This is a genomic window from Streptomyces sp. NPDC058751, from assembly GCF_042746485.1.
Classification (GTDB): domain Bacteria; phylum Actinomycetota; class Actinomycetes; order Streptomycetales; family Streptomycetaceae; genus Streptomyces.
Window position 1 is genome coordinate 204,935 of sequence record NZ_JBHYPZ010000005.1, and the last position, 24,484, is coordinate 229,418.

Annotated in this window: 21 protein-coding genes; 7 read left to right on the plus strand and 14 right to left on the minus strand. The window is 69.1% G+C overall.

Features of this window, described 5'->3' with window-relative positions:
* Positions 1 to 271: 271 nt before the first annotated feature.
* The 3 genes from ACFW6B_RS07645 to ACFW6B_RS07655 form a co-directional block, all read right to left on the minus strand.
* Positions 272 to 892, minus strand: coding sequence for a hypothetical protein (locus ACFW6B_RS07645; RefSeq protein ID WP_386593053.1), 621 nt, complete (start codon positions 890 to 892; stop codon positions 272 to 274).
* Positions 893 to 5,443, minus strand: coding sequence for a DUF6531 domain-containing protein (locus tag ACFW6B_RS07650; protein ID WP_386593055.1), 4,551 nt, complete (start codon positions 5,441 to 5,443; stop codon positions 893 to 895).
* A 95-nt stretch (positions 5,444 to 5,538) separates the two neighbouring features.
* Positions 5,539 to 6,189 carry a hypothetical protein gene (locus ACFW6B_RS07655; RefSeq protein WP_386593179.1) on the minus strand — a complete coding sequence of 217 codons (651 nt, stop codon included), beginning with the start codon at positions 6,187 to 6,189 and terminating at the stop codon, positions 5,539 to 5,541.
* A 387-nt stretch (positions 6,190 to 6,576) separates the two neighbouring features.
* Here ACFW6B_RS07655 and ACFW6B_RS07660 point away from each other — a divergent pair, with 387 nt between their 5' ends.
* A complete protein-coding gene (locus ACFW6B_RS07660; protein WP_386593057.1) occupies positions 6,577 to 7,215 on the plus strand; it encodes a hypothetical protein in 639 nt (212 codons plus the stop codon).
* On the plus strand, positions 7,203 to 8,246 hold the full coding sequence (locus ACFW6B_RS07665; RefSeq protein WP_386593059.1) for a hypothetical protein: 1,044 nt from the start codon (positions 7,203 to 7,205) through the stop codon (positions 8,244 to 8,246). Before ACFW6B_RS07660 ends, ACFW6B_RS07665 begins: the two co-directional genes overlap by 13 nt.
* 40 nt (positions 8,247 to 8,286) lie before the next feature.
* Here ACFW6B_RS07665 and ACFW6B_RS07670 read toward each other — a convergent pair whose 3' ends face one another.
* The 10 genes from ACFW6B_RS07670 to ACFW6B_RS07715 all read right to left on the minus strand — a co-directional run bounded on the left by ACFW6B_RS07670 (position 8,287) and on the right by ACFW6B_RS07715 (position 15,880).
* Positions 8,287 to 8,898, minus strand: coding sequence for a hypothetical protein (locus tag ACFW6B_RS07670; RefSeq protein ID WP_386593061.1), 612 nt, complete (start codon positions 8,896 to 8,898; stop codon positions 8,287 to 8,289).
* Positions 8,895 to 9,557 carry a hypothetical protein gene (locus ACFW6B_RS07675; protein ID WP_386593064.1) on the minus strand — a complete coding sequence of 221 codons (663 nt, stop codon included), beginning with the start codon at positions 9,555 to 9,557 and terminating at the stop codon, positions 8,895 to 8,897. The genes ACFW6B_RS07670 and ACFW6B_RS07675 overlap by 4 nt, the downstream gene beginning before the upstream one ends.
* 35 nt (positions 9,558 to 9,592) lie before the next feature.
* Positions 9,593 to 10,984, minus strand: coding sequence for a hypothetical protein (locus ACFW6B_RS07680; RefSeq protein WP_386593066.1), 1,392 nt, complete (start codon positions 10,982 to 10,984; stop codon positions 9,593 to 9,595).
* Positions 10,981 to 11,301: a hypothetical protein gene (locus ACFW6B_RS07685; protein ID WP_386593068.1), complete on the minus strand. Its 321-nt coding sequence runs from the start codon at positions 11,299 to 11,301 to the stop codon at positions 10,981 to 10,983. The genes ACFW6B_RS07680 and ACFW6B_RS07685 overlap by 4 nt, the downstream gene beginning before the upstream one ends.
* A 481-nt stretch (positions 11,302 to 11,782) precedes the next feature.
* On the minus strand, positions 11,783 to 12,355 hold the full coding sequence (locus ACFW6B_RS07690; protein ID WP_386593070.1) for a hypothetical protein: 573 nt from the start codon (positions 12,353 to 12,355) through the stop codon (positions 11,783 to 11,785).
* A 99-nt stretch (positions 12,356 to 12,454) separates the two neighbouring features.
* On the minus strand, positions 12,455 to 13,018 hold the full coding sequence (locus ACFW6B_RS07695) for a hypothetical protein (RefSeq protein ID WP_386593071.1): 564 nt from the start codon (positions 13,016 to 13,018) through the stop codon (positions 12,455 to 12,457).
* Positions 13,015 to 13,683, minus strand: a complete 669-nt coding sequence (locus ACFW6B_RS07700) for a hypothetical protein (RefSeq protein WP_386593073.1) — start codon at positions 13,681 to 13,683, stop codon at positions 13,015 to 13,017. The genes ACFW6B_RS07695 and ACFW6B_RS07700 overlap by 4 nt, the downstream gene beginning before the upstream one ends.
* Positions 13,680 to 14,258 carry a hypothetical protein gene (locus tag ACFW6B_RS07705; RefSeq protein WP_386593075.1) on the minus strand — a complete coding sequence of 193 codons (579 nt, stop codon included), beginning with the start codon at positions 14,256 to 14,258 and terminating at the stop codon, positions 13,680 to 13,682. The genes ACFW6B_RS07700 and ACFW6B_RS07705 overlap by 4 nt, the downstream gene beginning before the upstream one ends.
* 42 nt (positions 14,259 to 14,300) lie before the next feature.
* Positions 14,301 to 15,578 (minus strand): putative T7SS-secreted protein, encoded by a 1,278-nt coding sequence (locus ACFW6B_RS07710; protein ID WP_386593077.1) that lies wholly within the window; start codon positions 15,576 to 15,578, stop codon positions 14,301 to 14,303.
* A complete protein-coding gene (locus ACFW6B_RS07715; protein ID WP_386593079.1) occupies positions 15,575 to 15,880 on the minus strand; it encodes a hypothetical protein in 306 nt (101 codons plus the stop codon). Before ACFW6B_RS07715 ends, ACFW6B_RS07710 begins: the two co-directional genes overlap by 4 nt.
* Before the next feature lie 77 nt (positions 15,881 to 15,957).
* Between ACFW6B_RS07715 and ACFW6B_RS07720 the strand changes: the two genes are divergently transcribed.
* Positions 15,958 to 16,650 (plus strand): hypothetical protein, encoded by a 693-nt coding sequence (locus tag ACFW6B_RS07720; RefSeq protein ID WP_386593081.1) that lies wholly within the window; start codon positions 15,958 to 15,960, stop codon positions 16,648 to 16,650.
* 74 nt (positions 16,651 to 16,724) lie between these two features.
* Here ACFW6B_RS07720 and ACFW6B_RS07725 read toward each other — a convergent pair whose 3' ends face one another.
* On the minus strand, positions 16,725 to 17,030 hold the full coding sequence (locus tag ACFW6B_RS07725) for a WXG100 family type VII secretion target (RefSeq protein ID WP_386593084.1): 306 nt from the start codon (positions 17,028 to 17,030) through the stop codon (positions 16,725 to 16,727).
* 277 nt (positions 17,031 to 17,307) lie between these two features.
* On the opposite strand from ACFW6B_RS07725, the gene ACFW6B_RS07730 reads away from it, so the two are divergent.
* From ACFW6B_RS07730 to ACFW6B_RS07745, 4 genes are all read left to right on the plus strand, one after another.
* On the plus strand, positions 17,308 to 21,873 hold the full coding sequence (locus ACFW6B_RS07730; protein WP_386593086.1) for an FtsK/SpoIIIE domain-containing protein: 4,566 nt from the start codon (positions 17,308 to 17,310) through the stop codon (positions 21,871 to 21,873).
* Between the two features lie 64 nt (positions 21,874 to 21,937).
* Positions 21,938 to 22,540, plus strand: a complete 603-nt coding sequence (locus tag ACFW6B_RS07735; protein ID WP_386593088.1) for a hypothetical protein — start codon at positions 21,938 to 21,940, stop codon at positions 22,538 to 22,540.
* Positions 22,541 to 22,670: 130 nt separating this feature from the next.
* Positions 22,671 to 23,381, plus strand: a complete 711-nt coding sequence (locus ACFW6B_RS07740; RefSeq protein WP_386593090.1) for an RNA polymerase sigma factor — start codon at positions 22,671 to 22,673, stop codon at positions 23,379 to 23,381.
* On the plus strand, positions 23,378 to 24,475 hold the full coding sequence (locus ACFW6B_RS07745) for a CU044_5270 family protein (protein WP_386593093.1): 1,098 nt from the start codon (positions 23,378 to 23,380) through the stop codon (positions 24,473 to 24,475). Before ACFW6B_RS07740 ends, ACFW6B_RS07745 begins: the two co-directional genes overlap by 4 nt.
* The last annotated feature ends 9 nt before the right edge of the window (positions 24,476 to 24,484 follow it).

A 24,484-nucleotide genomic window follows, 5' to 3' on the forward strand; every position in this document is an offset into this window, starting at 1 on the left:
TGGTCGGACATCCGGCGCCGGGGCGAGTTCCGAGCCATGGCACCGTATCAGCCGCACATAAGCCCCTCAAGGAGCGCCAAGGCCCCTGAAGCGCAACCGACTCGACGTTATCGACGCGCAACGACGGCCTTCCGGTTCCGCGTTGGTCCCGGCCGGCCGCGACTCCGTCGCCTGTGCGCCAGCGAATCACCGCCGGGGTCGGGGCAGTTCGTCACGGACCGTGCACGGGGCCTGCACGAGGTGCTCACGAAGAAGGCGGGGAGGACCGGGCTCAGAAGCCCCAGGGGTCCGGGTGGGGCCTGGCGGACGGGTCCTGCGACCAGACGAGGCGGGCCTCCAGGTCGTCGCCGACGAGTCCGGCCAGGCGGTCCACGGCCCAGCCGTTCCAGTAGACACCGCCGCGGTACTCGGGGACCCGGAACGCGGCGAGTTCGACGGGCAGGGCCTCCGGGCGGAAAACGGCCTTGGTGATCTCTCCCGTCGTCTTCTTCGGCTTGGACGACCGGCGTGTGTCCAGGCAGTCGACGACCTGGTCCACGAGGTGGAGGACGTAGTCGTCCGAGCCGTCGGCACCGGAAGGGAAAGCCGGATCGGCTGCTTCGATGGCGACCGGCACGAAGGATCCCGATGCCGACAGGTCCGCGGCGAGCAGGTCCGCGACGCGTCGGCTCAGGACCGGAGCGCCCGGATAGCCGCTCGGGAACTCGCCCTTGCGCCAGCCGGGGTTGCCGTCCCACGAGCCGCTGAACGAAGTCGGCAGATCCGTCGCGGACCCGGTGATCTGCCAGCGGATGAGCTTCCTGAGGGAAGTGCCGAGGAGCAGTGTCCGGAACTCACCCATGCGCGGAAGCAGGCGGTAGACGGCGAGGGAGTGTGAGGTGCTGTCGGTCATTTACGGTCCCGTCCAGACTGCGGTCGGTGAGGGTACTCCGGTCGAGAGCTCTCCCTCGACCTCGCGTCCGATGGCGCGCAGCTCCCGCCGGAGCTCCGTGCGGATGGCCCGGACGCCGAATCCGCGGGCCGTCCTGTCCTGCACCAGTTGGTCCAGTCGCTGGTTGACGCGTTGCAGGAACGGCTCGCGGTGGGTGAAGTTGTGCGGGCTGGGGTGTCCGAGCGGTATGCCGTTCGCCGCGTCGTTCACGTCGACACCGTACCTTTGCAGCAAGTCACGGCTCCTGGCTCCCGGGACCCAGTGGCCGGCGGTGCCTCCGGAGGGAACTATGTGGGCGGCGGCCTGTCCTCGGCTCACCGGGCGCCCCTCGCGCCGCATGTTCCTGCGCAGCCGCCTGGCGTTCTGCCGGCAGGTCAGCAGTCCCAGGTAGTCGGTCCACAGGAGCGGGTCGACGACGTAGGCGCGCGGGTTCGGCCCCGCGTCCATGCCCAGTGGATCCGGGCTGAGATACGCCCCCGTCGCCGGGTCGTAGTACCGGAAATAGTTGTAGTGGAGTCCGGTCTCGGGGTCGTCGTACTGTCCGGGAAAACGGAGCGGTGTGGTCGTACTGGCGTCCTCACTCCATGTGGTGAGGCCCCACAACGTGGTGGTGGCCCGCCAGTCGACGACACCGTCCTCCGAGACGAGCTCCGTAGGAGTCCCGACCAGGTCGGTGACGATGGCGTGGAAGCGTTCGTCGACACTCCGCCGCGGATCGTCGGGCGCGGTGCGGCGTTCCGTCTGGGCGAGCGGCCGGATGCCGTCCCGGTCCCAGGTGAGGGTGACCTCCTCCACACCGCCGGCGGTCCGGGTCGTCTGCTCCACCAGGTGGGGGCCGTCCCAGGTGAAGAGGGTTTCCTCCACGACCGTCGACCCGTCGGGTCCGAGGCGCTGTTTGGCCGTCCGCCGGCCCATCGGGTCGTAGAGGTATCGCCAGACCGTTCCGTCCGGGGTGACCACCGAGGTGAGGCAGTCCTCGGCGTCCCAGGTGTAGCGCCAGACGGAGGGCTTGCGGGACAGACGCGTCCTGCGGCGCAGGACGACCCGGCCCGCCGTGTCGTACTCGTAGTGGACGGAACCGGCTCGGCTGACACGGTTGCCGTCGTAGGCGCGGTCGCCCCGCGCATCGGGGACCGGCAGCCCGTCCGGCCACACGGCCCGTGTCTGGTTGCCGACCACGTCGTAGGCGTAGGACTCCGTCCAGTCCACCGCCCGCACGCCGGTCACCCGGCCGGCCCCGTCGACATCGAGGCTGCGCCGTCCGCGGACCGAGTCCTCCAGCGCGGTGACGCTGCCGTCGGCACGGTAGGTGTAGGAATCGTGCTTCAGCCGCCGGCCCCCGACATCCAGGGTGCGGCCGGTGAGGCGGTCGTCCGTGTCCCAGGTCTGGGTGAGGGTGAGCCCCCGGTCACCGAGCCTGCGGGTGATCTCACGGCCGAGCGGGTCGTACGCCGAGGCGACACCGCGTCCGGCGGTTCTGAGCAGGGTGCGGTTGCCGACGGCGTCATAGGCGTAGGAGGCGGTGGCGCCGGCGGGTGTGGTCCGTCCGACAGGACGGCCGAGCGCGTCGTACGCCGTGGTCAGTGTCCGCCCGTCGGCCTCCTGGACGGTGACGCGGCCGGCCGGGTCGTAGGCGAGGACGAGGGTGCTGTCGGGGCCGGTGGCCCGGAGGAGACGTCCGTTCGCGTCGTGCGCGAAGACCGTGGCCCGGCCGTCGACCGTCTTCTCGGTCCGGTTGCCGACGAGGTCGTAGGCGTACGCCGTCTCCTGGCCCAACGGATTCGTGATGCTCAGCAATTGGCCCGCGGGGTCGTGGGCGTAGCGCAGGGTCCGGCCGTCGAAGTCGGTCTCCGAGGTGAGGTTGCCCGCGGCGTCGTGGACGTAGTCCCAGGTCAGTCCGCGGGGATCGGTGACCCGGGTGAGCCGCAGTTCGGTGTCGTACGTGAACGTGTGACGGACGCCCTCGGGAGTGGTGCGGGACTTGAGCAGGTCGAATCCGCCGTAGGTGAAACAGGTCACCCGGCCGAGGACATCGGTGTTCGTGAGGCAGTTGCCCTCACCGTCGTACGTCCACGACTCCGTGCCGCCGTCGGGGTCGGTGCGGGACGCCTGGTGCCCCTCGACGGTCCAGGTGAGGGAGGTGGTCGCGCCCAGCGGGTCGATGAGCGTGACGGGTCGGCCGAACGCGTCGTAGGCGACGCGTGTCCGCGCTCCGAGCGGATCCGTCGCCGAAACGGGCTGTCCCGCCGGGTTGTTGACGAACCTTCGCACCGCGCCGAGCGGATCGGTCAACGAGGTCAGGGCGCCGGTCTCGTCGTGGGTGAAGACGGTGAGGGCGCCCGACGGGTCCGTCACGGAGACGCAGTTGCCCCGCTCGTCCCAGTCCTGCCGCGTGACGGCCCCGTCGTATCCCGTCAGCTCGACCGGGAGATTCAGCTCGTTGAACACGGCGGTCGAGACGGAACCGTCGGGCAGGCGTACGGCGATCAGGTTGCCCTCCCCGTCCCACTCGAGCCGCAGGGTGCGGCCCAGCGGATCCGTACGGGAAACCAGCTGATCCCTGTGGTTCCACTCCTGGACGGTGGTGCGCCCCAGCGGATCCGTCTCGGCCGTCAGCCGGTAGGCATCGTCGAACTGGTAGACGGTGGTGTGACCGAGGGAGTCGACGACGGTGGTGCGGCGAGCCGCCTCGTCATAGCTGAAGCGGTAGTCCAGGATGCCGTCGTCCCCGCGCCCGGCGACGCATCGGCCCGCCTCGTCGTACGCGAAGCGGTACACGAAGCCGTTGCGGTCCTCCCAGCTCGTCATGCGACGCCGGTCGTCGTAGCGGAACTCCAGGGAGAGACCGGAGGAGTTACGAACCCCGGTGAGGTCTCCCCGCCGGTCGTAGGCGTATCGGACCAGCGTGGGCCGCTCGGGACGGCTGTTCAGCGCGAGCTCGACGATACGGCCGTCCTCGCAGGTCACACCGATACGGTAGCCACCGTGGTGGACGAGCTCCGTGGGGGTGCCGTCGGCCCCGTACGAGACCGAGACGGTGTTGCCGTTGCGGTCGGCGAGGAGGACGAGGCCCAGTTCCGAGGGCGGCAGGCCCGGCAGGGGCCGGAAGCGCAGCGTCTGGCCCGTTTCGGGGCGCCGCACGACGAGTTCTCCGCCCTCCCGGCCGAGCGGCCAGTACGGCCCTTCCACCGGCATGACCGGGACGTCGGGCTCGGGCACGGGATACGTCAGCACCATTCCGTCGTCCACGACGAGTCTCACCCCGGTCGCGTCCAGCAGCAGCCTCTGGTCGAGCGTCGAGGTCCAGCCGGGTCCCAGGAGACGACCGCTGTGGACACCGGTGCGATGGTGGCGCTCGAAGAGCAGCGGCAGCATGCCGTCCAAGCTCACGTCGGTCGCCGACATGACCATCTGCCCGGTGGCCATGTCGATCGGATCACCACGAGTGACGAGCTTCTTCATCTGACGCCCGAGGTTCTTCATCCGCGGGCCGAGTCCCCGCAGGCTCATGGCCATGCCCTTGAGCCCGGTCTTGCCGAGGCCCTTCAGCCCCTTGAGTCCCTTGGCGAGTCCGCCGAGGGTGGTGAGCCCCTTCATGCCCGGGATGCAGTCCAGCGCCGCGAAGGCCACGTCCCATAGGGAGGCTTGGCCCTTCGCGTACTTGTTGAGCGTGTCGGCGAGGACGACCAGGGCCGCGATCAGCACGATCGCGCCGAGGATCGGCCCTCCGATGATCATCGCGATGATCCCGAGCACGGCCACGACGACCTTGCACACCGTGACGATGGTGTCCCAGTTGTCGGTGAACCAGTCCCCGACCTCCTCCCACCACTTCCGGTTGCGGATACCGGCGTCCGACGCCTCGTCGATCTTCGACTTCGCGTCCCGCGCCGCCTCCTCCCGCATCCTCCGCGCGTCCGCGGCCATCTTCTTCGCCGCGTCCAGCGCGCTGTTCGCGTCCGTCACGTCCGACCGGGCGCTGGTCTGCGCGGACTTGGCGTGCTGGGCGTCCCTCGTGGCGGCGCGGACCTTCGCCTCGTCCGGCTTCTCGGTGTCCTTGCTGCCGGTCGGGTCGTCCTTGTACTTGTCCGCTTCCTTGTTGGCCCGGGTCACCCACGAATCGGCCGACGACAGACGGGACTTGGCGGACGTCAGATCGGCCTGCGCCTCCCGCCCCCGCGCCAGCGCCTTGTCCGCCAGCGCCTGCGCCCGCTCCAGCCTCGGCCAGTAGTCCGCGAGCGCGTCCCCCGCCATCTCGTAGGACTTCTTCAGCTTCTTCAGCTGCTTCGGCACATCCGAGAACTCGGCCTGGAACGCCTCCGCCGACTTCCCCGCCCACGCCAGGACCGCGTCCTCGCCCGCCATCCCCTTGATCAGCCGCAACGCGTCCGACACGTCGTCGGCGAAATCGTGCAGATCCTTCGACAGCTTCCGCACCCGGTCCGGATCACCCGGAGTCGGATCCCGGTCCAGATCCAGCACATGCCAGTCACCCGGCCGGTTCCCCGCCATGCCGCAACCCCCGTCACGCCCGACCCGCCAACACCCGTACGCGTGAGCGAATTTACTGGACTGACGCGAGGCGAGAAAGGGAAGCCGCCCCGGGCCTACCGGTCCGCGAAGCGGAACGTGGAGGTGACGGCGTCGAAGATGTCGAAGAAGGAATCGGCGAGATCGAGGACCTGGCTGCTGCCCGCGACCAGGGCGACCTTGCCCTCCTGGCCGGGCACCGGGATGAACGTCTGCATGAGCACGGCGCGGACCGTGCGCCCGAGGCTGTCGTCGGGGACGGCGATGTCCTCGATGCCGTACGTCCGCGCGGCGGGACCGACGCCGGGTATCTCGACGGTGGTCACCTTCCGCCAGGCGTCCCCCTCCTTCTTCGCCTCCCGCACCGCGAGTTGGGCCACGACGGCCTGCGGGTCGGTGGGAAGCGGCTCACCGTTCCGGTCACGGCCTCCGACGATCGAGACGGTGACCGAGCCGGTGATCGGGGTGTCCCCGCCGAAGGACTCCGCCATGCAGCCGCAGTACAGGGCGCCGGACTTCCAGGCGTCGGCGGCGGCCTTGCGGAGGAAGCCGGTGTAGGTGTCACGGTGCCGCGCCAACTCCGGCTTCCCCTCGATCCGTTCGCGCACCATCCGCCGGATCGAGTCGTCCCGCGACTCCGGTCGCACGTCGAACTCCCACCACGACTCCGGCACCTTGATCCGGAATCCGCCGCGCTCGACGGTGAGTGTCTCGATGTAGCGGTCCACGGTGTCCCCCGGGTTCGTCGTCCATCCGCCCGTACGAACCGGACCCGCCTGTTCGACCCGTCCGGCTCGGGCCAGCCTACGAGGTGACACCGGGACGGATCACCTCACAGGCCAAGGCGGTGAACTCCGCCCCGAGTCACATGAAGGTGCCGAACGCAAAGCCCGGACGAGATGGGAAACACACCACGCTCCCGCACGGCCCGACCCACCCCGGAACGCCATCACCCCACGACAGCAGGGCACTTCACCCCGGAACGCCCCTTTACAACCACCCCCAGCGGCAGGTTTCCGCCTGGCGAAACCGGAAGCCGCACGGATACCGTCATTGACCTCGACCGACTTCGCCCGACCCATATCCCACGGGGAGACACTGTGAAGCGCCGCTCTTTGCCCGTTGCTACCGCGTTCGCCGCGACGACAGCCCTGCTGCTGACGGCCTGCGGCGGCGGTGACGACAGCCCGAAGGCGAACGACAAGATCCCTGGCGCGGACACGACCACCACCGCACCGGCCTCCCCCACCACGAGCGCTCCGGCCGACACGGAGCGGCCGGACATCACTCTTCCGGGGGACGTGAAGGACGAGTTCGAGGGGTGGAAGACGGGGGACGCTACGAAGGACACGATCCTGGCGGACGCGGGGCGCGCACAGACGGCCACGAACTACGCCATCATCAAGGGCACGCCCGACACCCCTGGGCTGGCCTTCTACTACAAGAGCAAGGCGCTGACGTCCTCCGCCAAGTGGGTCCAGAAGTGGCTCGACGCGGGCATCACGTACACGGGAACCACGCGCTACTACAGCCCCAAGGTCGAGATCTTCGACAGCAAGTCCGCCGGTGTCTCGTACTGCGCCGATGAGACCAAGGCGTACAACAAGGACCGGAAGACCGGGAAGGTCGACAGGACATCCGCCGGAAACGACGCCTACGTCCTGTACAACACGCGCCTGGAGAAGACCGCTCGGGGCGTGTGGCAGACCTCGGACGGCACCTCCGTACGGGGGAGCAAGACGTGCGTACGGTGACCAGGCGCCGCACCTTCGTCACGGCCGGAGCGCTCGCGATCACCTGCGCGCTGTCCGTTCCCACCACCGCCTTCGCCAAGGGGCCCGGTGGATCCCAGTTCGACGTCGAGGGGAGCAACCAGAAGGACGGCGGCAAGACCCTCGAATCACGGATCGTCTACAGCGGATCCACCGGTGGTTCCAGCGGCAAGCGTTCCGGTGGATTCACTCCCGTCGGCGACTGGACTCCTCCCGCCTGCTGGTACGAGCCCAAGTGGACGCCGGCCGAATTCGCCAAGGAGTTCCAGGAGGAGTGGGAAATCCCGCACTCCAGTGGCGTGGGAGAGGCGCACAACCTGGCCGAGGAGCACTACAAGAACGGGCAGCCCTACAAGGACTTCAACAAGTCCGAGACGGGCAAGGGCATGTGGTGGGACGCGGTCCGCGACCCGGGTCGCGAGGAATCCGGCGACCCCGCCGCCTTCGCGTGCGACACCGCCACCTTCTGGGTGGAGAACGGCGAGACTCCGGCCGTGAAGAACGCGGTGACACCGGAGATCCTGGCCCAACTCGCCTACAGCCGTATCAAGGTGCCCGACACCGAAGTCGCCCTCGCCCCCCGCGACGTCACCAAGGTCAACCTGCCCACCTGGGCCTGGCTCGACAAGGCGACGTTCAAGGACGTGTCCGTCACCGCCTCGCTCGACGTCGCCGGGCTCGACATCTCGGCGACCACCACCGCGACACCCGTCTCGCTCAGACTGGAACCGGGCACCGGCGACGCCGAGACCTACCCGGCCTCCGGGGAATGCCTGCTGAACGACGACCACTCGATCGGCGAGCCCTACGCCAAGGGCAAGGCCGGCCGGACCCCGCCCTGCGGCATCAAGTACCTGCGCTCATCGGGTGACGGAACCTACGAACTCCGGGCCACCATCACCTGGAAGGTCACCTGGACCGGCACGGGAGGCGCCGGCGGCGACCTGCCGGACGGGACCTTCGGGACCACCCAGGACATCACCGTGCAGGAGATCCAGTCCGTCAATCGATAGACCGCACGATCGCAGTCGGCGCAGACCTGCTTCAAGCCTGTCACGCCCAGTGCAGTGTTCCGGAAACCGTGTCGAACAGTTCCACCATTTGATCAGCCAGGGGACCGACAGGCGTGGAGAAGTTGAGGAGCAACCAGCTCTTCGTCGCGGGAATCCGGATGTAGTAGGTCACGTTCGTGGTCGGAAGGGTGTTACCCATCTGCGCCGCAGGATCAGGGGCTTCGCGATGACGGTGGCGTACGGCCCTTCCCGCCATCGCCAAGTCCACGACACCGAGTTCGGCCTCCTCCCCCACGTCACCGCCCGCCAGATGCTCCGCCAGTTCGTCGGCGTCCTCGCACTTCGGCCACTCGCCCGGGGCCGGAAGGCTGATCAGCAGAGAGGACGCCAGCGGTACCGGCCCGATCGTCAGCGTGGACAGATAGAGCTCGATGCCGCCGACCTTGTAGGCGTCCTTGGCCTTGCGCTGCAGGTCCCGCATGAACTGGTCCCGAAGATGCGGCGCGTTGTCCACTCCTCGAAACGTGCGCTCGGCGAGGGCGATGATGCCGCGGTCACGATCGTCGGGATCGAGCTGCAGTTGGAACCACTCGTCCGGCACCACGAGGTTGTAGTCCTGCGGCGGGGAAGTGAACTCCGCTGCGTGCTTCATTCGGTGACCCCGTCGGCGATCGACACGCCGTCGCCCGTGGCGAGGGGGGTGAGCCGCAGTGTCTGCACAGCCTCGTCGACGAGCTCGGTGATCTCCTCCGTACGGGCGATCGCCTCCCAGGTCACGGTGATGACGATCAGGCTCTTCATCCCGGGCGGGAAGACCGCGTACTTGATGAACTCGGTCAACTTTCGGCCGAAGCCCAACCTGCGCTTCACCTGAAGCATCGCCTGCACCCGCACGGCAGGCCCGGCGGGCAGGTCGAGGTAGGTGACCTGTGGATCACCCGTGACCTCGCCGTTCACCCACTTCAGAAGGACGGGCTGAACCTCCTCCCGTGTGGGGCGCTCCACGCCCTCGTCGCCGTACGAGTCGACCACGAGGTTGGCCAGAGCTTCGCCGCTCTCGGTGTAGTAGGCCGCCGCGAGCGTGGGGACGTCTTCGTTCAGATCCACAGCCCGACCGACCATGTCGTCGAAGACGGCGCTCTTCTCGATCTCCAACGCGAGCGGGTTCAAACTGTTCACGACTTGGGTGGCCATCGCTTTGGCCTCGGCTTTGGTCCCCTCGCGAAGCGTGAGATCGATCCATCCGGGCTGGAACTCGAATCGGCACTCGAAGTCCTCCACCAGGGGAGCGCCCTCGTCCGGAGTGGTCATGTTCTTTCCTTTCGCGCCGGGGCGCGGTCAGGGGATCAGCCCAGGAGCGGGTTGACGTTGTCGTCCAGGCTCAGGCCGCCCAGCGTAATCCCACCGCCGACAACGGACATCCGTGTGGCTGTCCTGGAAATCTTGTTGAGAGCATTGGTGTCGAACTGTCCACCCAGCGCCGATGTCCCCGATTTAATGGACTTGAGATCGGAGGCGATGCCGGGGTCCGCGATGGAGAACGACTTCCCGAGCCCCTTGAAGGGATTTCCACCTCCGCGCACCCGGATTTCGTTCACGGCTTTTCCATAGTTTCCGCCGCCAGGCTTGAGTGCCTTGAGGTTTTCGCTCCAGATGCTCTTGGAGAACGGTTCGGTGAAAGGTTCCTTGAGCGACTTCCACACGTCACCCTTCCCCAGCTTGAAGGACTTTTCGGAGATCCTGTTGAGGTTCTTGTTCGCGCGGCTCACCTGGCGGACCGTCCTGGCCGATCCCGCCCTTCCCAGCCTGCCGAGAGCACCTTTCGCGAACTTGCCGGCGATTTTCGAGAAGCCCTTGCCGACCCCCATCATGACAAAGCCGAGCGCGGCCAGGCCCAGGTCCATCCACTCGGCGTTGCCCTGGAGAACCTGCACGAACGTCGCAGCGAAATTGATGAGCGTGGCAACCATCGCAACGGCTCCCAGCACTCCGGCCAAGGCCTGACCGATCACCGGAATCCAGCCGACGACGAGCGAGAGGACGCCGCACCACGTGGCAACGAGGGACACGGCGTCCGCGACCGTCTTCACCATCGTGTCCCAGAAGCCGTCCTTCAGGGAATCGTGGCTGATGACGGCGTCGATGGAGTCGCGGGCCCGTCTGGCCGCATCGTCCCGGATCCTTCTCGCCGCATTGATCTTCTCGCGCGCCGCATCGATCTCGTCACCGGCGGCGTCACGCTTGTCCTCGAGGTCCTTGCGGTCCTTGTCGGCGCCTTCCTTCTTCTTTCCCTTGCCCGACAGGCCGTCCAGATTCCTCTGGGCGGCCCCTTTGCGTTCGTCGGCGTCCCGGGCTTCCTTCAGGGCCGCGTCGGCGATCTCCTGGGCGCGGTTCAGATCGGAGGCATAATTGCGGGGCGCGGCGTGAAGCCTGTCCTGATACCCTCCCCCGACCTCCACGACTTCGGGGCCGATGGCGGTGGCCGCCGCGTCGTATCGCTTGAAGGCGGCTTCGAGCTTCTTGACGTTGCCCTTGGCCTTCTTCCGGAACTCCTTGCCGGACTTGTTGTCCCAGGCGTCGACATCGACAACCGCCTTGAGGTTGCGGATCTGCCGGGCGAGTTCCTCGGCGGTCTTGCGCAACTGCCTTCCGAGAGCGGCCACACGGTCCGGATCGCCCGGAACGGGATCGCTGTCGGCTACCGGATGCCAGTCGTGCGGCCGTCCCGCCATCGTCACTTCCCCTTCTTCTTGGGATCCCGGGCGCCTCGGACGGCTTCGGCCAGTTGGTGATCGATGTCTTCGTACGCCTTCGCGGCCGCTTTGGCGATCTGCGCCAGAGCGTCGATCTCTCCGGTCAGCTTCTCGCGACTGATCTCCCAGTTTTCCGCGAAGTCGACGAACTTGTCCGCGAGATCACCGTCGCCGAAGTCATCCTCGTATTTTTCGCTCAGCTTTCCGAGACCGTCGAAAGCTTTCTTGACGTTGCTGAGGCCCGTTCCCATTTCCCTGATCACATCGAGATCAAGCCGAGTGTGATCGCTTCCGTCACCCATGACGTCCCCGTTGCACCTTGCTGCCGAGTTGCCGTGAATCCGCCGATACCCGCGAGAACCGACCGGTGTGGCACGCGCCGGAACCCTCCGCTGCGCCGGACCCGCTGTGCGCCAAGCGGGCTCCCAGCCTCTAGCCCTTGGCGGTCGCGCAACCGTCCGTGATGTCCGAGTCTTTGCCGCCGGCCATGTGGCGTCCTCCATGCTCCAACTCGCCGCAGGACCAACCCCCGTGGCTCCCGATGCGGATGGTGTAACCGTCCGCATCGGGCAAGTAGCTTACTTAAGGTACTTGCACGAGCACAGTCGGTTGTCTCAGGAGTGTGTGCCAAGGGCCTTTGCCGGCCGATGGGGGCACGCCGCCGCCCGATGGCGTCGCAGGGCGCTGACGTTGCCAGTCGCAACGGGCGGACCGTGCGGCGTGACCGTGCTCGGGGAGGAGGAGAGCGTCACCGCTACGGCCCCGGGATCGTCCGATCGTGGGTCATGGAGCCTGTTCCCTCTGCGGTACAGGACGCTCAGGGGCGTCGGGGAAGAACTTCCGGGACGTCGCGTACATCCCGTAGTAGGGATACGCGGCCGGGACATCAGCTCCACCCCGGCGGGCGATGCCCACGATCTCGCGGTACCTGCGTGCCCTGATGCGCACGTTGCGCAGCGACGGATCCATGAGGCTGGGGCGTCGCCACAGATACAGCCCGAGGATCAGACCGACGACGATCAGTGTGTCCACGACGACGAAGGCGATCTGAAAAGGGCGTGGCTTCTGGGATGCCACGAGATCCCAGAACGGCCAGGCACCGAATCCGAAGAAAGCCAGCGGTACGGCCGCCAGGCACCCTCGTCCACGCCACTTCCTGTTGTCCTCCCAGCGGTGGAACAGCATTCCGTGGACGGCCTCGTCGTCGAGGAAGTCGAAGCGCACTTCACGGCCGTACCTCTCGGCCGCCTCCCTGGCAGCGGGAACCGCCGCGATGACGGAGGAGGGCACCATGGCGTGCGCGCCACCGTCGTCGCCGACGAATTGTCCGTGCTTGAGGGCTCGTTGGTCGGTCATGGTTCCTGTCCTACCGGATGAGCGTCGGCACGGCTCGGAACGAACTCGGCGACGGGCTGGCCTACGGGGTCGGCGAAGGAACTACGCGGCCCCTATGGATCACATGATCCAGCGCAGCGACTCCGCCATCGAGGTGCACAGGCGTTCCATGGGGCCGGTGACGCCGGTGACGGGTACGACGAAGCCGAGTGCCAGGTAGCCCGCCGTCCCGGGCATGTGGACGTACAGGTCCAGGGTGGTCCGGGAGCGGATCCGGACCGCCTCACCGGCCGGAAGGGCGACGATCGACACCTCGGCACCGCGTCCGCTCCGGCGCTCCCTCTCCTCGAACAGGGCCAGGAGGTCCCCGGGCGTCGGAGCGCCCGGCCTGGGGACCAGCGACACGACGAGCGAGACGGGCATGATGCTGCCGTCGTGCAGCTCCGGCCGCAGGAAGAACTCCAGCGCACCGTTCGCGACGGCGGACTCGGCGGTGTTGCGAAGGCCGGCCCACGCCTCCTGCTTGACCTCCGCCGGGCAGTTCCTGCCCTCTGCCTGAAGGTCCACGAACGTCTTGAGCTGCTTGCGCCACCGGTCCTGGACCAGGTCGATCCTGAACCACTCGCGCGGAACGAGCAGCCGGTAGTCCTTGGGACGCGCCGACACGTCGGGTCCGGTCGTCATCCCGGCATCACGACGGGCTCGCCCTCCGCGTCGAACAGGCGCACGCTCTTCACGACTCCGGCGAACATGGACGAGAACACGTCCCACCCTTCGGGCGTCGGGGTGCCCATCTCCATGACCACGGCGGTCCCGTTGGCCAGCGGAACCTGGACCTGGATGAAGGACGTCCGGACCGTCTCGTCCTGGCCCGACCCCGTGAGACTGCCGTCCAGGCTCCCCTTCCGCTCCCCGACGCAGCAGACGGCGGGACCACACGGCAGCTCTATCTCGCTGACCTGGCCGATGCCGAGGTGCCGCATCGAGGTCCCCATGAATCCGACCGGGTTCGATCCCGCCCGGTCGTCGAGGTCGATCATGCTCACCGTCACCGTGGCCGTGCACCGTGTGCCCTCCACCTCGGTGAGGACGAATCCCGCGTACTGGACTCCGGCTTCCACGAAGGAGTCGTAGTGAGCCGCGCACATGACGGCCCACTGGAGCTGCACGTCGAAGTCGGCCTCCGGCATCACACCGCGGGCGAGTTCCATCAGTTGGTCCGCGGTCTCGTCCAGGTCCTCCGCGTCCAGGGGGATCTCGAAGAAGCCGTCGGGCATGATCCAGCGGACGTCGATGCCGTTCTCGCCCGCCGGACCCCGGAGCCGGCCCTCGGCCGATATCGCGGTCATGACTGTTCTTCTCCATCGGGGAGGCCCGCTTCGTCCGCGCCCGGACGGTACGTGGCGGCGAAAGGGTACGGACCGTAGTGCGGATAGTGCGCGGGGACGTCCGCTCCCCCTTTACGGGCGGCGTGTGCCACCGCGCGGTACCTCTGGGCCCGGGCCCGGAGGTTCTGCCGGACCGGGTCGCCCCAGTGAACCACCGCGGCCCGGATCCACAGACCCAGCAGGACCAGTACGACGACCGCGGCTCCGGCGAGATAGCCGAGCCGCGCCCTGTCCGACTCCCAGTACTGGGCCACGCCACCCCAGTACACGGCCACCCCGAAGCCGATGAGCGCGAGCGGGACCCCGGTCCTGAAGCCGGCGCCGAACATCTCCTGTTCGTCCTGGTGCCGAAGCCGCAGCATCCGGAGCACCGCCTCGTCGTCCAGGAAGTCGAAGCCGACCTCGCGGCCCGCCTCCTCGGCCAGGCTCCGCGCCCCGGGAACCGCGGCGATCACCGTGCCGGGCACCAGCCGGGCCGGCTCCCCGCCCCTGCGGCCGATGAACTCCCACTCTCCGAGTTCGCCTGTGTCACTCATCAGTTCCCTGCTCCTCTCGGGCTGTGTTCGCGCGGACGCCGGCTAGGCGGCCAGCGCGGCGTGGAAGGGCTTCGGCGAGGGACCGGGAGACGGCCTCGGCGTGGGCAGCGGAGTCGGTGCGGGCTTCGGGGGCTGGTATCCGGTGGTCCCGCCGTTCTCACCGCTGAACATCCGGTGAAGGGCGCTCGCGAGGCCCGTCCCCTTGATGGCGGCCGTGATCTCCTTGCCGCCTATCGGCACGAACTTCTCCGGAAGGCCGGAGACACCCAGCTTCTGACCCAGCTTCAGCCCGCCCGCCAGCGTCTTGTTGGTCAGGGTCACGCTGACGCCGTTGAGGAAGTTGTGGCCGATCCCGTCCACGGCGGCGAGGCCCCTGAAGGATCCGAAGGTGCCGAGTTTCCCGAACGCCCTCAGTTTCGCCACGCCCTTGAGTCCGACCAGGGCCCGGAACCCCTTGAGGGCCCCCAGCCCGGGAAGGATGCCCAGGGTGTCGGTGCCCAGCTTCAGCCAGTCGACCTTGCCGCCGCGCACGGACATGTCGTACGCGTGGCCGGCCAGCGCCGCGGCGCTGGAGAGGACCGCGAGAGTGGCCAGAATCGGCACGAGGAACTGCAGCGGCGGGACGAACGCGCAGATCACCGCCAGCACCGAGAGAATGGCCGAGATGTTGGAGAACGTGTCCGCCCAGTCGGCGAGCCAGTTCATGAAGCCGCCGGGATCCCGGACGGCATCGTGGTGCACGACATCCTTGATGTGCCGGGCGGCGCGGTCTCCGGCATCGTCGAAAATGTCCCTGGCGTCCTTGACCTCCTTCCGGGCCTGACCGATCCGGTGCAGCGCCTCGCTCTGTTTCTTCTGCCAGCGTTCGTATTCGGGCCTGTCCGCCTCGGGGATCTCGCCGACGAGGTGCTTGTCCGTGAATTTCTTCACCTCACGCTCCGCCATGTCGTGATCGTCCTTGGCCTCCCGGTAGTCCGCCAGCGCCTTGTCGGCTTTCCGCTGTGCGCGGTGCAGTTCTCCGGCGAACTCCTTCGACTCTCCGTCCGCGACGTTCTCGCCGAGCGCTTTCGCCGCTTCGTCGTACCGCTCGAACGCCTTCTGCAGCCGGTCGCCCGCGCCGTCGGCCACTTCGTTGAAGGCGCGCCCGGCGTCGCTGTCCCATCCCTCCACGGACGACAACGCCTTGATGACCCTGGCCTGTTCGTCGATCATCTCGGCCGTCGTGCGCAACTTGCGCCCGAGTGCCGCCACTTCGTGAGGGTCGCCGGGCGTCGGGTCCTCGTCCCACAGGGGCGGCCAGTCACTCGATCGCCTGCTCACCGCTTGTCCTTCCCCTTCGCCCCCGAAATGGCTTTCGCCAACTCGTGGTCTATCTCCTCGTACTTCTGCGCCGCGACCGATGTCGCTTCGGAGAGTTTCTTTATTTCCTTCATGAGGGTCTTGCGCGTCTTCTTCCAGGTGCCGCCGAAATCATCGAAGGCGTCCTTCAATCCACCATGGCCGAGCGCGTCGTCGTAACCGTCCGCCGGATTGCCGTGCTGCTCGAACTCGCGGTGAATCTTGCCCAGCGAACGCGAGCACTCCTTGATCAGGTCCAGGTCGTAAGCGGTTCTGTCACCCATCGATGAATTCCCCCATCATGAACATGAGACACTGCTGCGATACTTCGCCCCGCAGACAGCGAGGAAGGTGAGACGGGTTGTCCAGGAGCAGCGACCGCACGACACGCAACCGCCTCGGCGTCGTTCCGGACGCCGGTGCGTGGTGCGCGATAGGCCGGATCCCGCGACCTCCGGCGGACGTCCACCAGGCGGCCGGTGCGGGCCCCTTGCGGCCGGCGTTCCTGCGGCCGCTCGGCATCCTCGGTGCCGTGCTCGTCGCCCCGCTGATGCCCGTCGCCATGCTGTTCAGCCTCCTGGCCTCCGGCGAGGAGGCGCTCAAGCGCCTCCTGTCGACGAAGGAGGAGCGCGACCGCGGCCGGGCCGACGACCTGGCCGTCCGCGAACGGGACGAGGCCATCGCCGAGCAGGGCCTCGACGACACCTTCGACGGTGACTGGGACAAGGCCGCGGGACAGTTCCTGCTGCGCTGGTACGGCCATTCCTCCCATCACCAACGTTTCGTCGTGCTGACGGAGGGCCGCATCGTGCTGGCCGCCCCGCCCAAGCGGGTGTCCGTCCGCAGGGAGGACCGCATGCGCGTCGTCGCCGAGATTCCCGCGGGAACGGCGGTCGTCGAGGACCCCTTGCCCGAGTACGACAACCGGAAGCTGCGCGTTCACTTCGCCGACGGCTCCTGGCTGATGCTCACCACGGAGGAGCAGCGCAGCGAACTCCACATGTACTTGATGCGGCAGTCGCGGACCGAGGGGTCCCGGACCTCCGACGTCTGACGCGACGGTGCGACGGGGCACGGCACGCGCCCCGTCGCACCCGGTCGGCGCCCACTGCGGTCCGCGGGGGACGGCTAGCCCTTGACGCCCTTGGCCAGCTGGTCGTCCAGGTCCTCGTACGCCTTCGCCGCGTCCTCGAGGAACTTGGCCATCCCCTTGAGACCTTCGAGGGTCTCCTTCACGCCCTTGGTGAACTCCTTGAAGGAGTCGTCGAAGGCCTGGGAGCCCTTGGACGTCGTGTAACCGTCCGCCACGAGGCCGTCGATGTAGCTGTCGAGAGCGTGGAGCTTGTCCTCCATCTTCTCCTTCTCGTGGCCGAGCTTCTTCGCAGCGCCCCGCATCTTCTCGTAAGTGATGTCCGCGTCTTTGCCGCCGGCCATGTGGCGTCCTCCATGCTTCAACTCGCCGCAGGGCCAACCCCCGTGGCTCCTGATGCGGATGGTGCGACCGTCCGCGTCGAGCAAGCAGCTTAACTACGGCGCTTGCAGCAGCACACCCCGGTTGTGTCACGAGCGCGCACCAAGCCCGGTTCCCGGCCCGGGCCTTCGTCGTTCCCTCACACGGGCCGTTGCCTGCGGGAAGCGGTGAGCGGCTATGGTCGGAAGCACTGTGGTCCGCGTTCCGGAAGCGGCCTTCGGTGTCTGGGGGAGGACGAGCGTGCGGTTGACTCTGACCGTCGTCGACCCGCTCGGCGGCGCCACCGCCGACGTGGTTCTCGACGCGGATCCCGAGTCCTCGGTGGGGGACATCGCCAAGGAGCTCGCGGAGCACGTCGGTTACGGCGGTGGTGCGCGGATCATCCCCCTCGGTCAGCACCAGGGGGCCGCGGGCGACGGCGTTCCGGCCGCGTACGTGGACGGGTACCCCGTCGATCCCGCCGCGACCATCGCCACCTCGCCGCTGCGCGAGGGCGCCGTCGTGAGTCTGCGCGACCCGGCGGGATGCCTGCCCGGCGAGCCGACCGGGCTGGTCGAACTGCGTTTGGCGGGCGGGCCGTCGGCGGGCGCCGTGCACCGGCTCGGCATCGGCCGGTACGACATCGGCGCCGGGGCGGCCTCGTACGTCCGCATCGACGATCCCGAACTTCCGCAAAGGGCGCTGACGTTGTCAGTCGCAACGGACGGGACCTGCGGCGTGACCGTGCACGGGGAGAAGGCGGGCGTCACCCTCGACGGCGAGCCCTTCGAGGAGCGCGAGGACGACGGCTGGCCGCTCGGCAGCCAGATCGCGGTCGGCAACACCCTTCTGCAGCTGGACCGTTACACCCCGCCCGACGCCGCGCTCAAGTGGTCGGACGACGGCGCGGGGCTGGACTACAACCGGCCCCCGCGGCTGCGTCCGCCGGAGCGCGAGACGAAGTTCCGGCTGCCGAACCCGGTACGGGACTACGAGGCCCGGCCGCTGCCCTGGCTGATGGCGCTGACGCCGCTGGTCAGCGCCGTCGTCATGGTGATGGTCTTCGGACGCTGGTACTACATGATCATGGCGCTGCTGAGCCCGCTCATCATGCTCGGCAACTACCTCATGGACAAGAAGCAGGGCCGCAAGTCCCACGCCAAGCAGGTCAAGGAGTACAACGAGCACAAGGCGCGGATCGAGAAGGACGCCAAGGACGCGCTGGTCACCGAACGGCTCGACCGGCGCCGCGCGATCCCCGATCCGGCGACCGTGCTGTCACTGGGCACCGGGCCGCGCACCCGGCTGTGGGAGCGCCGCCGCACCGACGCCGACCATCTGCTGCTGCGCGTCGGCACCGGGCAGCTGCCCTCCGAGGTCGTGCTCGACGATCCCGAGCAGGACGACCACAAGCGCCAGGTCACCTGGACCATCGAGGACACGCCGGTCGCCCTGCCGCTCACCGAGCGCGGTGTCGTCGGCATCGCGGGGCCCGGCGACTCGGCCCGGGCCCTCGGCCGTTGGGCCGTCGCGCAGACGGCGGCGCTGCACAGCCCGCTGGACGTCCAGTTCTACGTCCTCACGGAGAACGGCGGCCAGGACAGCTGGGACTGGGTGCGCTGGCTCCCGCACAGCAGGCCCGCCGGCGCCCAGGACGCCAACGTCCTCATCGGCACGGACGCCGAGACCGTCGGCGCCCGGATCGGCGAGCTGACACAGCTGCTCGACGCCCGCCAGAAGGCCGCCGGGCAGAACGGCAACAAGGCCTCGTTCAGCGATCCTGACATCGTCGTCGTCTGGGACGGGTCCAGGCGGCTGCGGTCGATGCCGGGTGTGGTGCGGCTGCTGCGCGAGGGCCCGGCCATGTCCATGTACGCGATCTGCCTGGACGCCGAGGAGCGGTTCCTGCCCGGCGAGTGCCAGGCCATCGTCATCGCGGAACCCAGGGCCGAGGAGCACACGGACGAGCAGCGGCCCGCCGGGGCCCTGCCCGCAGCCCCCGGCGGCTTCCCCTCCTTCCACGCCTGGCACGCCGCCGAGGCCCACGACCCCGCCGGCGGCACGCCCAAGACGCTCGAACTGCGGTTGCGCGTCCAGCAGACGGGCGTCGCGCGGGTACGGGACGTACGGCCCGACTTCGTGTCGGCCGCCTGGTGCTCCCGGCTCGCGCGGGCCCTGTCCGCGCTGCGCGACATCAGCGGCGAGACCGAGGACTCGGCCCTGCCCGGTGCCAGCCGGCTGCTCGACGTGCTCCAGCTGGAGCCGCCGACCGCCGACGCGATCGGCGCGCGCTGGCGGATGGGCGGGCAGTCGACGACGGCGGTCATCGGCGAGTCGTACGACGGCCCGTTCGGCATCGACATGCGGCGCGACGGCCCGCACGGTCTGATCGCCGGTACGACGGGCTCCGGAAAGTCGGAGCTGCTCCAGACCATCGTGGCGTCGCTGGCCGTCGCCAACACCCCCGAGAACATGACGTTCGTCCTCGTCGACTACAAGGGCGGCTCGGCGTTCAAGGACTGCGTCCAACTCCCGCACACCGTCGGCATGGTGACCGACCTCGACGCCCATCTCGTCGAGCGGGCGCTGGAATCGCTCGGCGCGGAGCTCAAGCGGCGCGAGCACATCCTCGCCGCCGCCGACGCCAAGGACATCGAGGACTACCAGGACCTCGTACGCCGTGATCCCTCGCACGCGCCCGTGCCCCGGCTCCTCATCGTCATCGACGAGTTCGCCTCCATGGTGCGCGACCTGCCCGACTTCGTGACGGGTCTGGTCAACATCGCCCAGCGGGGCCGTTCGCTCGGCATCCACCTGCTGCTGGCCACCCAGCGGCCCAGCGGTGTCGTCTCGCCCGAGATCCGGGCCAACACCAACCTCCGGATAGCGCTGCGCGTGACCGACGGCGGCGAGTCGAGCGACGTCATCGACTCCCCCGAGGCCGGGCACATCTCCAAGAGCACACCGGGACGCGCGTACGTCCGTCTCGGGCACGCCTCGCTCGTGCCGTTCCAGTCGGGGCGCGTCGGCGGCCGCCGGCCCGGTGCCGCCGATCCGGCGGCGCTCGCGCCCTGGGCGGGACCGCTCGGCTGGTCGGACCTCGGGCGGGCCGCGCTGGTCAAGCCGAAGGCCGAGCAGCGCGAGGAGGAGGAGATCACCGACCTCAAGGTGCTGGTCGACGCCGTGCGCGAGGCCAACCGGGCCCTCGGCATCCCGCCCCAGCACAGCCCCTGGCTGCCCGCCCTCGCCGAGACGCTGCTGCTCGACGAGATCACCCCGCCCGTGTTCTCCGGCGGTCCGGGCAAGCTCCCGCCCGCCCCGTACGGGGTCGAGGACCTGCCCGCCGACCAGGCCCGCCGGCCCGTCGTGGTGGACTTCGCCTCCTTCGGGCACCTGCTCGTCGGCGGCGCCCCCCGCAGCGGACGCTCGCAGATCCTGCGGACGATCGCGGGCTCGCTGGCCCGCACCCACTCGGCGGCCGACGTCCATCTGTACGGCATCGACTGCGGCAACGGCGCCCTCAACGCGCTGACCCGGCTGCCGCACTGCGGCGCCGTCGTCGGCCGCAACCAGACCGAGCGCGTGGTCCGGCTCATCGCCCGCCTCAAGGGTGAACTGACGCGCAGGCAGGACCTGTTGGCCGACAAGGGCTTCGCGGACATCGGTGAGCAGCGGGCCGCTTCGGCGGAGGACGAACGGCTCCCGCACATCGTGGTGCTGCTCGACCGGTGGGAGGGCTGGCTGCCGACGCTCGGCGAGTACGACCACGGCGATCTGACCGACCAGCTCACCGCGATGCTGCGCGAGGGCGCGAGCGTCGGACTGCACCTGGTGATGACGGGCGACCGCCAGATCCTCTCCACCCGGATCGGCTCGCTCACCGAGGACAAGTACGCCCTGCGGCTCGCCGACCGCTCCGACTTCTCGCTGATCGGCGTCAACGCCCGCAAGGTCCCCGAGGAGATCCCGCCCGGCCGCGGTTACCGCAACGAGCACGGCACCGAGACCCAGTTCGCCCTGCTCACGGAGGACTCCACCGGGCAGGGACAGGCCGCGGCGCTCGCGGCGATCGGCGAGGCGGCCACGGTCCGGGACGCCGGACTGCCGCGCTCCCGGCGCCCGTTCCGGGTCGACGTGCTGCCCACCCGGATCGGCTTCGCCGACGCCTGGGAGATGCGCGACCCGGAGGCGTCCCGCTCCCGGCTGTGGAGCCTCGTGGGCATCGGCGGCGACGACGTCCAGGGCTTCGGCCCCGACCTGTCCCAGGGCGTGCCGACGTTCGTCGTCGCGGGCCCCGCCAAGTCCGGCCGCAGTACGACGCTGATGAACATGGCACGGTCGTACCTGGCGCAGGGCGTACGTCTGGTCGTCGCGGCGCCGCGCCCCTCGCCGCTGCGTGAACTGGACGGCCGAGAAGGCGTGTTGAAGGTCTTCGACGAGGACGACATCGAGAGCGACGACCTGCGCGAGGCCATCGACTCGGCGACGCCCGAGGAGCCGATCGTGGTGCTGGTCGACGACGGCGAGGTCCTGGAGGACTGCGACGCCGAGACGGTCTTCAAGCGGATCGTGCAGCGCGGCGCCGAACGCGGCCTCGGTCTGGTCATCGCCGGTGACGAGGAGGACGTGTGCAGCGGGTTCTCCGGCTGGCAGGTCGAGATGAAGAAGGGCCGCCGCGGCATCCTGCTGTGTCCGCAGGACTCCTCCGCCGGTGAGCTGATCGGCATCCGTACGAACCGCAGCATGGTCGGCGGCCCGGTCGCCCCCGGCAAGGGCCTGCTGCACCTCGGCGACGGGGAGCCGCTGACGGTGACGACGCCGATGTGAGCCGCGGGCCGGGCCACGGTCGGACACGCCGCAGGAAGGGCAAGAGGATGAGGGGGAGCGGCCGGTGAGCGGATCGGCGAAGCCCAAGCGGCGGAAGGCGGCCGGGGCGGCCCTGCGCTACGAGCACGTGCGGAGGCGGCCGTCGGCGTGGGCACAGGCGAGGGAGAAGGCGTCCCGGGGGGAGGCGTTCGGTGGCTGTCTGATCCTTCTGGCCGCCATGGCCGCAGCCGTCGGGTTCGCGTTCATGGTCATGACCTGGGGATCCGAACTCTGGGGCGACACGGCCCCCGCCTGGCCCGGCAACGGATACGGTTTCGCGGCCGCCGTCGGGGCCCTACCGCCCCTCGGACTGGCCGCGGTGATCGTGACGCTCGACAGGATGAAGTGGAGGACGAGCCCGCTCCGCTCGCTCGGCTGGGTGCTCGCGTCGCTGCCCGGAGTCGCCGCCTGCTTCCTGTGGGCCGTGGTCGTGTTCGCCGCCTTCCGCCCCAGGCACCGGCGCGACTGGGACTCCGGGTGCCACAGCAGGGGCAACCCCTGCTGGGTCCACGTCGAGTACCCGTATGTCTGGGCCGTCGGCCTGCTCTCGACGGTGCTCGTCGCCGCCGCGCTGATCACCGTGCTCATCAGGATCGCGAACGCCCGCGAGAAGGCCCCGTCCGCCTGAGCCGCACGCCTCCCGTCCCCGCTCCGATCCCGCCTCCTCGCCCGGCGTCCGGTGGCCGTACGGCATCCGCGCCACCCCGTGTGACGCGGGTCACGGGAACCCGGGGCGCGCGGATCGACAGTCAATGAGGGTGAGCACTGACATGCGTACCCGGATACGGGCCGGGGATCCGAGCGCGTTCGCCGAGCTGTACGACAGCTACGCACGCGCCGTGTACAACCACGCCTTCCGCCTCACCGCCGACTGGACCGCGGCGGAGGACGTGATGGCCGAGACCTTCATGGAAGCGTGGCGGCTGCGTGACCGGGTCAGCGCCGAAGGCGGCAGCCTGCGGCCGTGGCTGCTGGGCGTGGCGGTCAACGTCGCCCGCGGCCACCACCGCAGCAACCGGCGCTACCGGGCCGCGGCGAACGCCGCGGCGGAGGCCGAGACGGCACTGCCCGACCACGCCGACGAGGTGGCGGGCCGGCTCGACGACCGACGGCGTATCGCCGCCGCCCTGCGCGCGCTCGCCGCACTGCGCAGACCCGAGCGCGAGGTCCTGACGCTGTGCCTCTGGGAGGGGCTGGAGTACACGGCCGCGGCCGAGGCGCTCGGCATCGCCGTCGGAACGGTGCGCTCACGCCTCTCCCGCGCACGCGCCAAACTGCGCAGACTCACCGAGGCCGAACTCGGCGGCCGGCCTGCCGCCCGGGCGGCGCCGGTCCCGTACACGGACTACCGCACTCAAGAACGCGCGGGAAAACCCGTACGAGGAAATCGGGAACTCGGCCGGCCGGATCGACAGACAAGAGGAGAACACATCCACTCGATCCGGCCCGTATCGGAAGGAAATCGATGAAAGCGACCCAGTCCCGGCAGAATCCGGCCGAGTGGGAGGAGAGCGCGCTTCTCCTCCCGAAGACTGCGCGCGATCTCCCGACGGGCCGTCACCAGTTCCACAAGGAGCGTTTGATGGCCCACATCCAGCAGGACACCCAGCGGGACGCGAGCACCACGAAGGCCGCCCCCGCCCTGCCGAAGCCCCGAGGGCTCCGCCTGCTGCGCCCGGCGTTCGCGCTGCCCGCGATGGCGCTGGCCGGCGCGGTCGTCGCCGGGACGCTGCTGATCGACAGCGGCGTGCACAGCGATGGTCTCGCCACCGGTCCCGCAGCGGTCGTCCCCGTCGGCGCCACGACCACCAAGGGCCTGCCGCAGCTGATCGACCAGGTCTCACTGGCGGCGGCCGAGGAGACCCACCCCACGGTCGGGCCCGGCCAGTACGTCTACGTCGAGTCCCAGACGTCCGACACCTTCGTGAAGACGGTCGGCGACGACAGCAGCCTCGCCAGCTACGCGCTGCACCGGCGCCAGGTCTGGCGGTCCGCCGACGGCACCAAGGGCTGGCTGATCGACGCGGCCTCCAACGACAGCGCCGAGGGCGAGACGCTGAGCCTGCCCGACGAGCAGGGCAACACCCCCGAGGCCACCCTGAACAGCCCGTCGTACGACTCCCTGACCCGGCTGACCACCGACCCCGACGAGCTGCTGAAGCTGATCTACAAGGAGACCGCGGGACAGGGCAACACCCCCGACCAGGAGGCGTTCACCACGATCGGTGACCTGCTCGGCGAGAGCTACCCGCCCGCGGAGCTCTACCCGGCCCTGTTCAAGGCCGCCGCGAAGATCCCGGGCGTGGTCGTGGTGAAAGACGCCAAGGACGCGCTCGGCCGCTCGGGCGTCGCGGTGGCGCGGCTGGACGAGACCGGCGGCGAACGCGAGGAGTGGATCTTCGACAAGAAGACCCACATCTTCCTCGGCGAGCGGACCGTGCAGGTCAAGCCGGTCACCCAGGACGGGGTCGTCATCAAGCCCGGCACCGTCCGCAACACCAGCGCCATCACCGCGCGCGCGATCGTCGACGGCATGAAGCAGACCCCCGGGCAGAAGGGTTGAGGTCCCGCC

Bases quoted from the DNA above. Each gene is read 5' to 3' on its own strand.
- ACFW6B_RS07645 (WP_386593053.1), bottom strand. From the start codon at position 892: ATGACCGACAGCACCTCACACTCCCTCGCCGTCTACCGCCTGCTTCCG.
- ACFW6B_RS07650 (WP_386593055.1), bottom strand. From the start codon at position 5,443: ATGGCGGGGAACCGGCCGGGTGACTGGCATGTGCTGGATCTGGACCGG.
- ACFW6B_RS07670 (WP_386593061.1), bottom strand. From the start codon at position 8,898: ATGAAGCACGCAGCGGAGTTCACTTCCCCGCCGCAGGACTACAACCTC.
- ACFW6B_RS07675 (WP_386593064.1), bottom strand. From the start codon at position 9,557: ATGACCACTCCGGACGAGGGCGCTCCCCTGGTGGAGGACTTCGAGTGC.
- ACFW6B_RS07685 (WP_386593068.1), bottom strand. From the start codon at position 11,301: ATGGGTGACGGAAGCGATCACACTCGGCTTGATCTCGATGTGATCAGG.
- ACFW6B_RS07690 (WP_386593070.1), bottom strand. From the start codon at position 12,355: ATGACCGACCAACGAGCCCTCAAGCACGGACAATTCGTCGGCGACGAC.
- ACFW6B_RS07695 (WP_386593071.1), bottom strand. From the start codon at position 13,018: ATGACGACCGGACCCGACGTGTCGGCGCGTCCCAAGGACTACCGGCTG.
- ACFW6B_RS07700 (WP_386593073.1), bottom strand. From the start codon at position 13,683: ATGACCGCGATATCGGCCGAGGGCCGGCTCCGGGGTCCGGCGGGCGAG.
- ACFW6B_RS07705 (WP_386593075.1), bottom strand. From the start codon at position 14,258: ATGAGTGACACAGGCGAACTCGGAGAGTGGGAGTTCATCGGCCGCAGG.
- ACFW6B_RS07715 (WP_386593079.1), bottom strand. From the start codon at position 15,880: ATGGGTGACAGAACCGCTTACGACCTGGACCTGATCAAGGAGTGCTCG.
- ACFW6B_RS07725 (WP_386593084.1), bottom strand. From the start codon at position 17,030: ATGGCCGGCGGCAAAGACGCGGACATCACTTACGAGAAGATGCGGGGC.
- ACFW6B_RS07745 (WP_386593093.1), top strand. From the start codon at position 23,378: ATGAAAGCGACCCAGTCCCGGCAGAATCCGGCCGAGTGGGAGGAGAGC.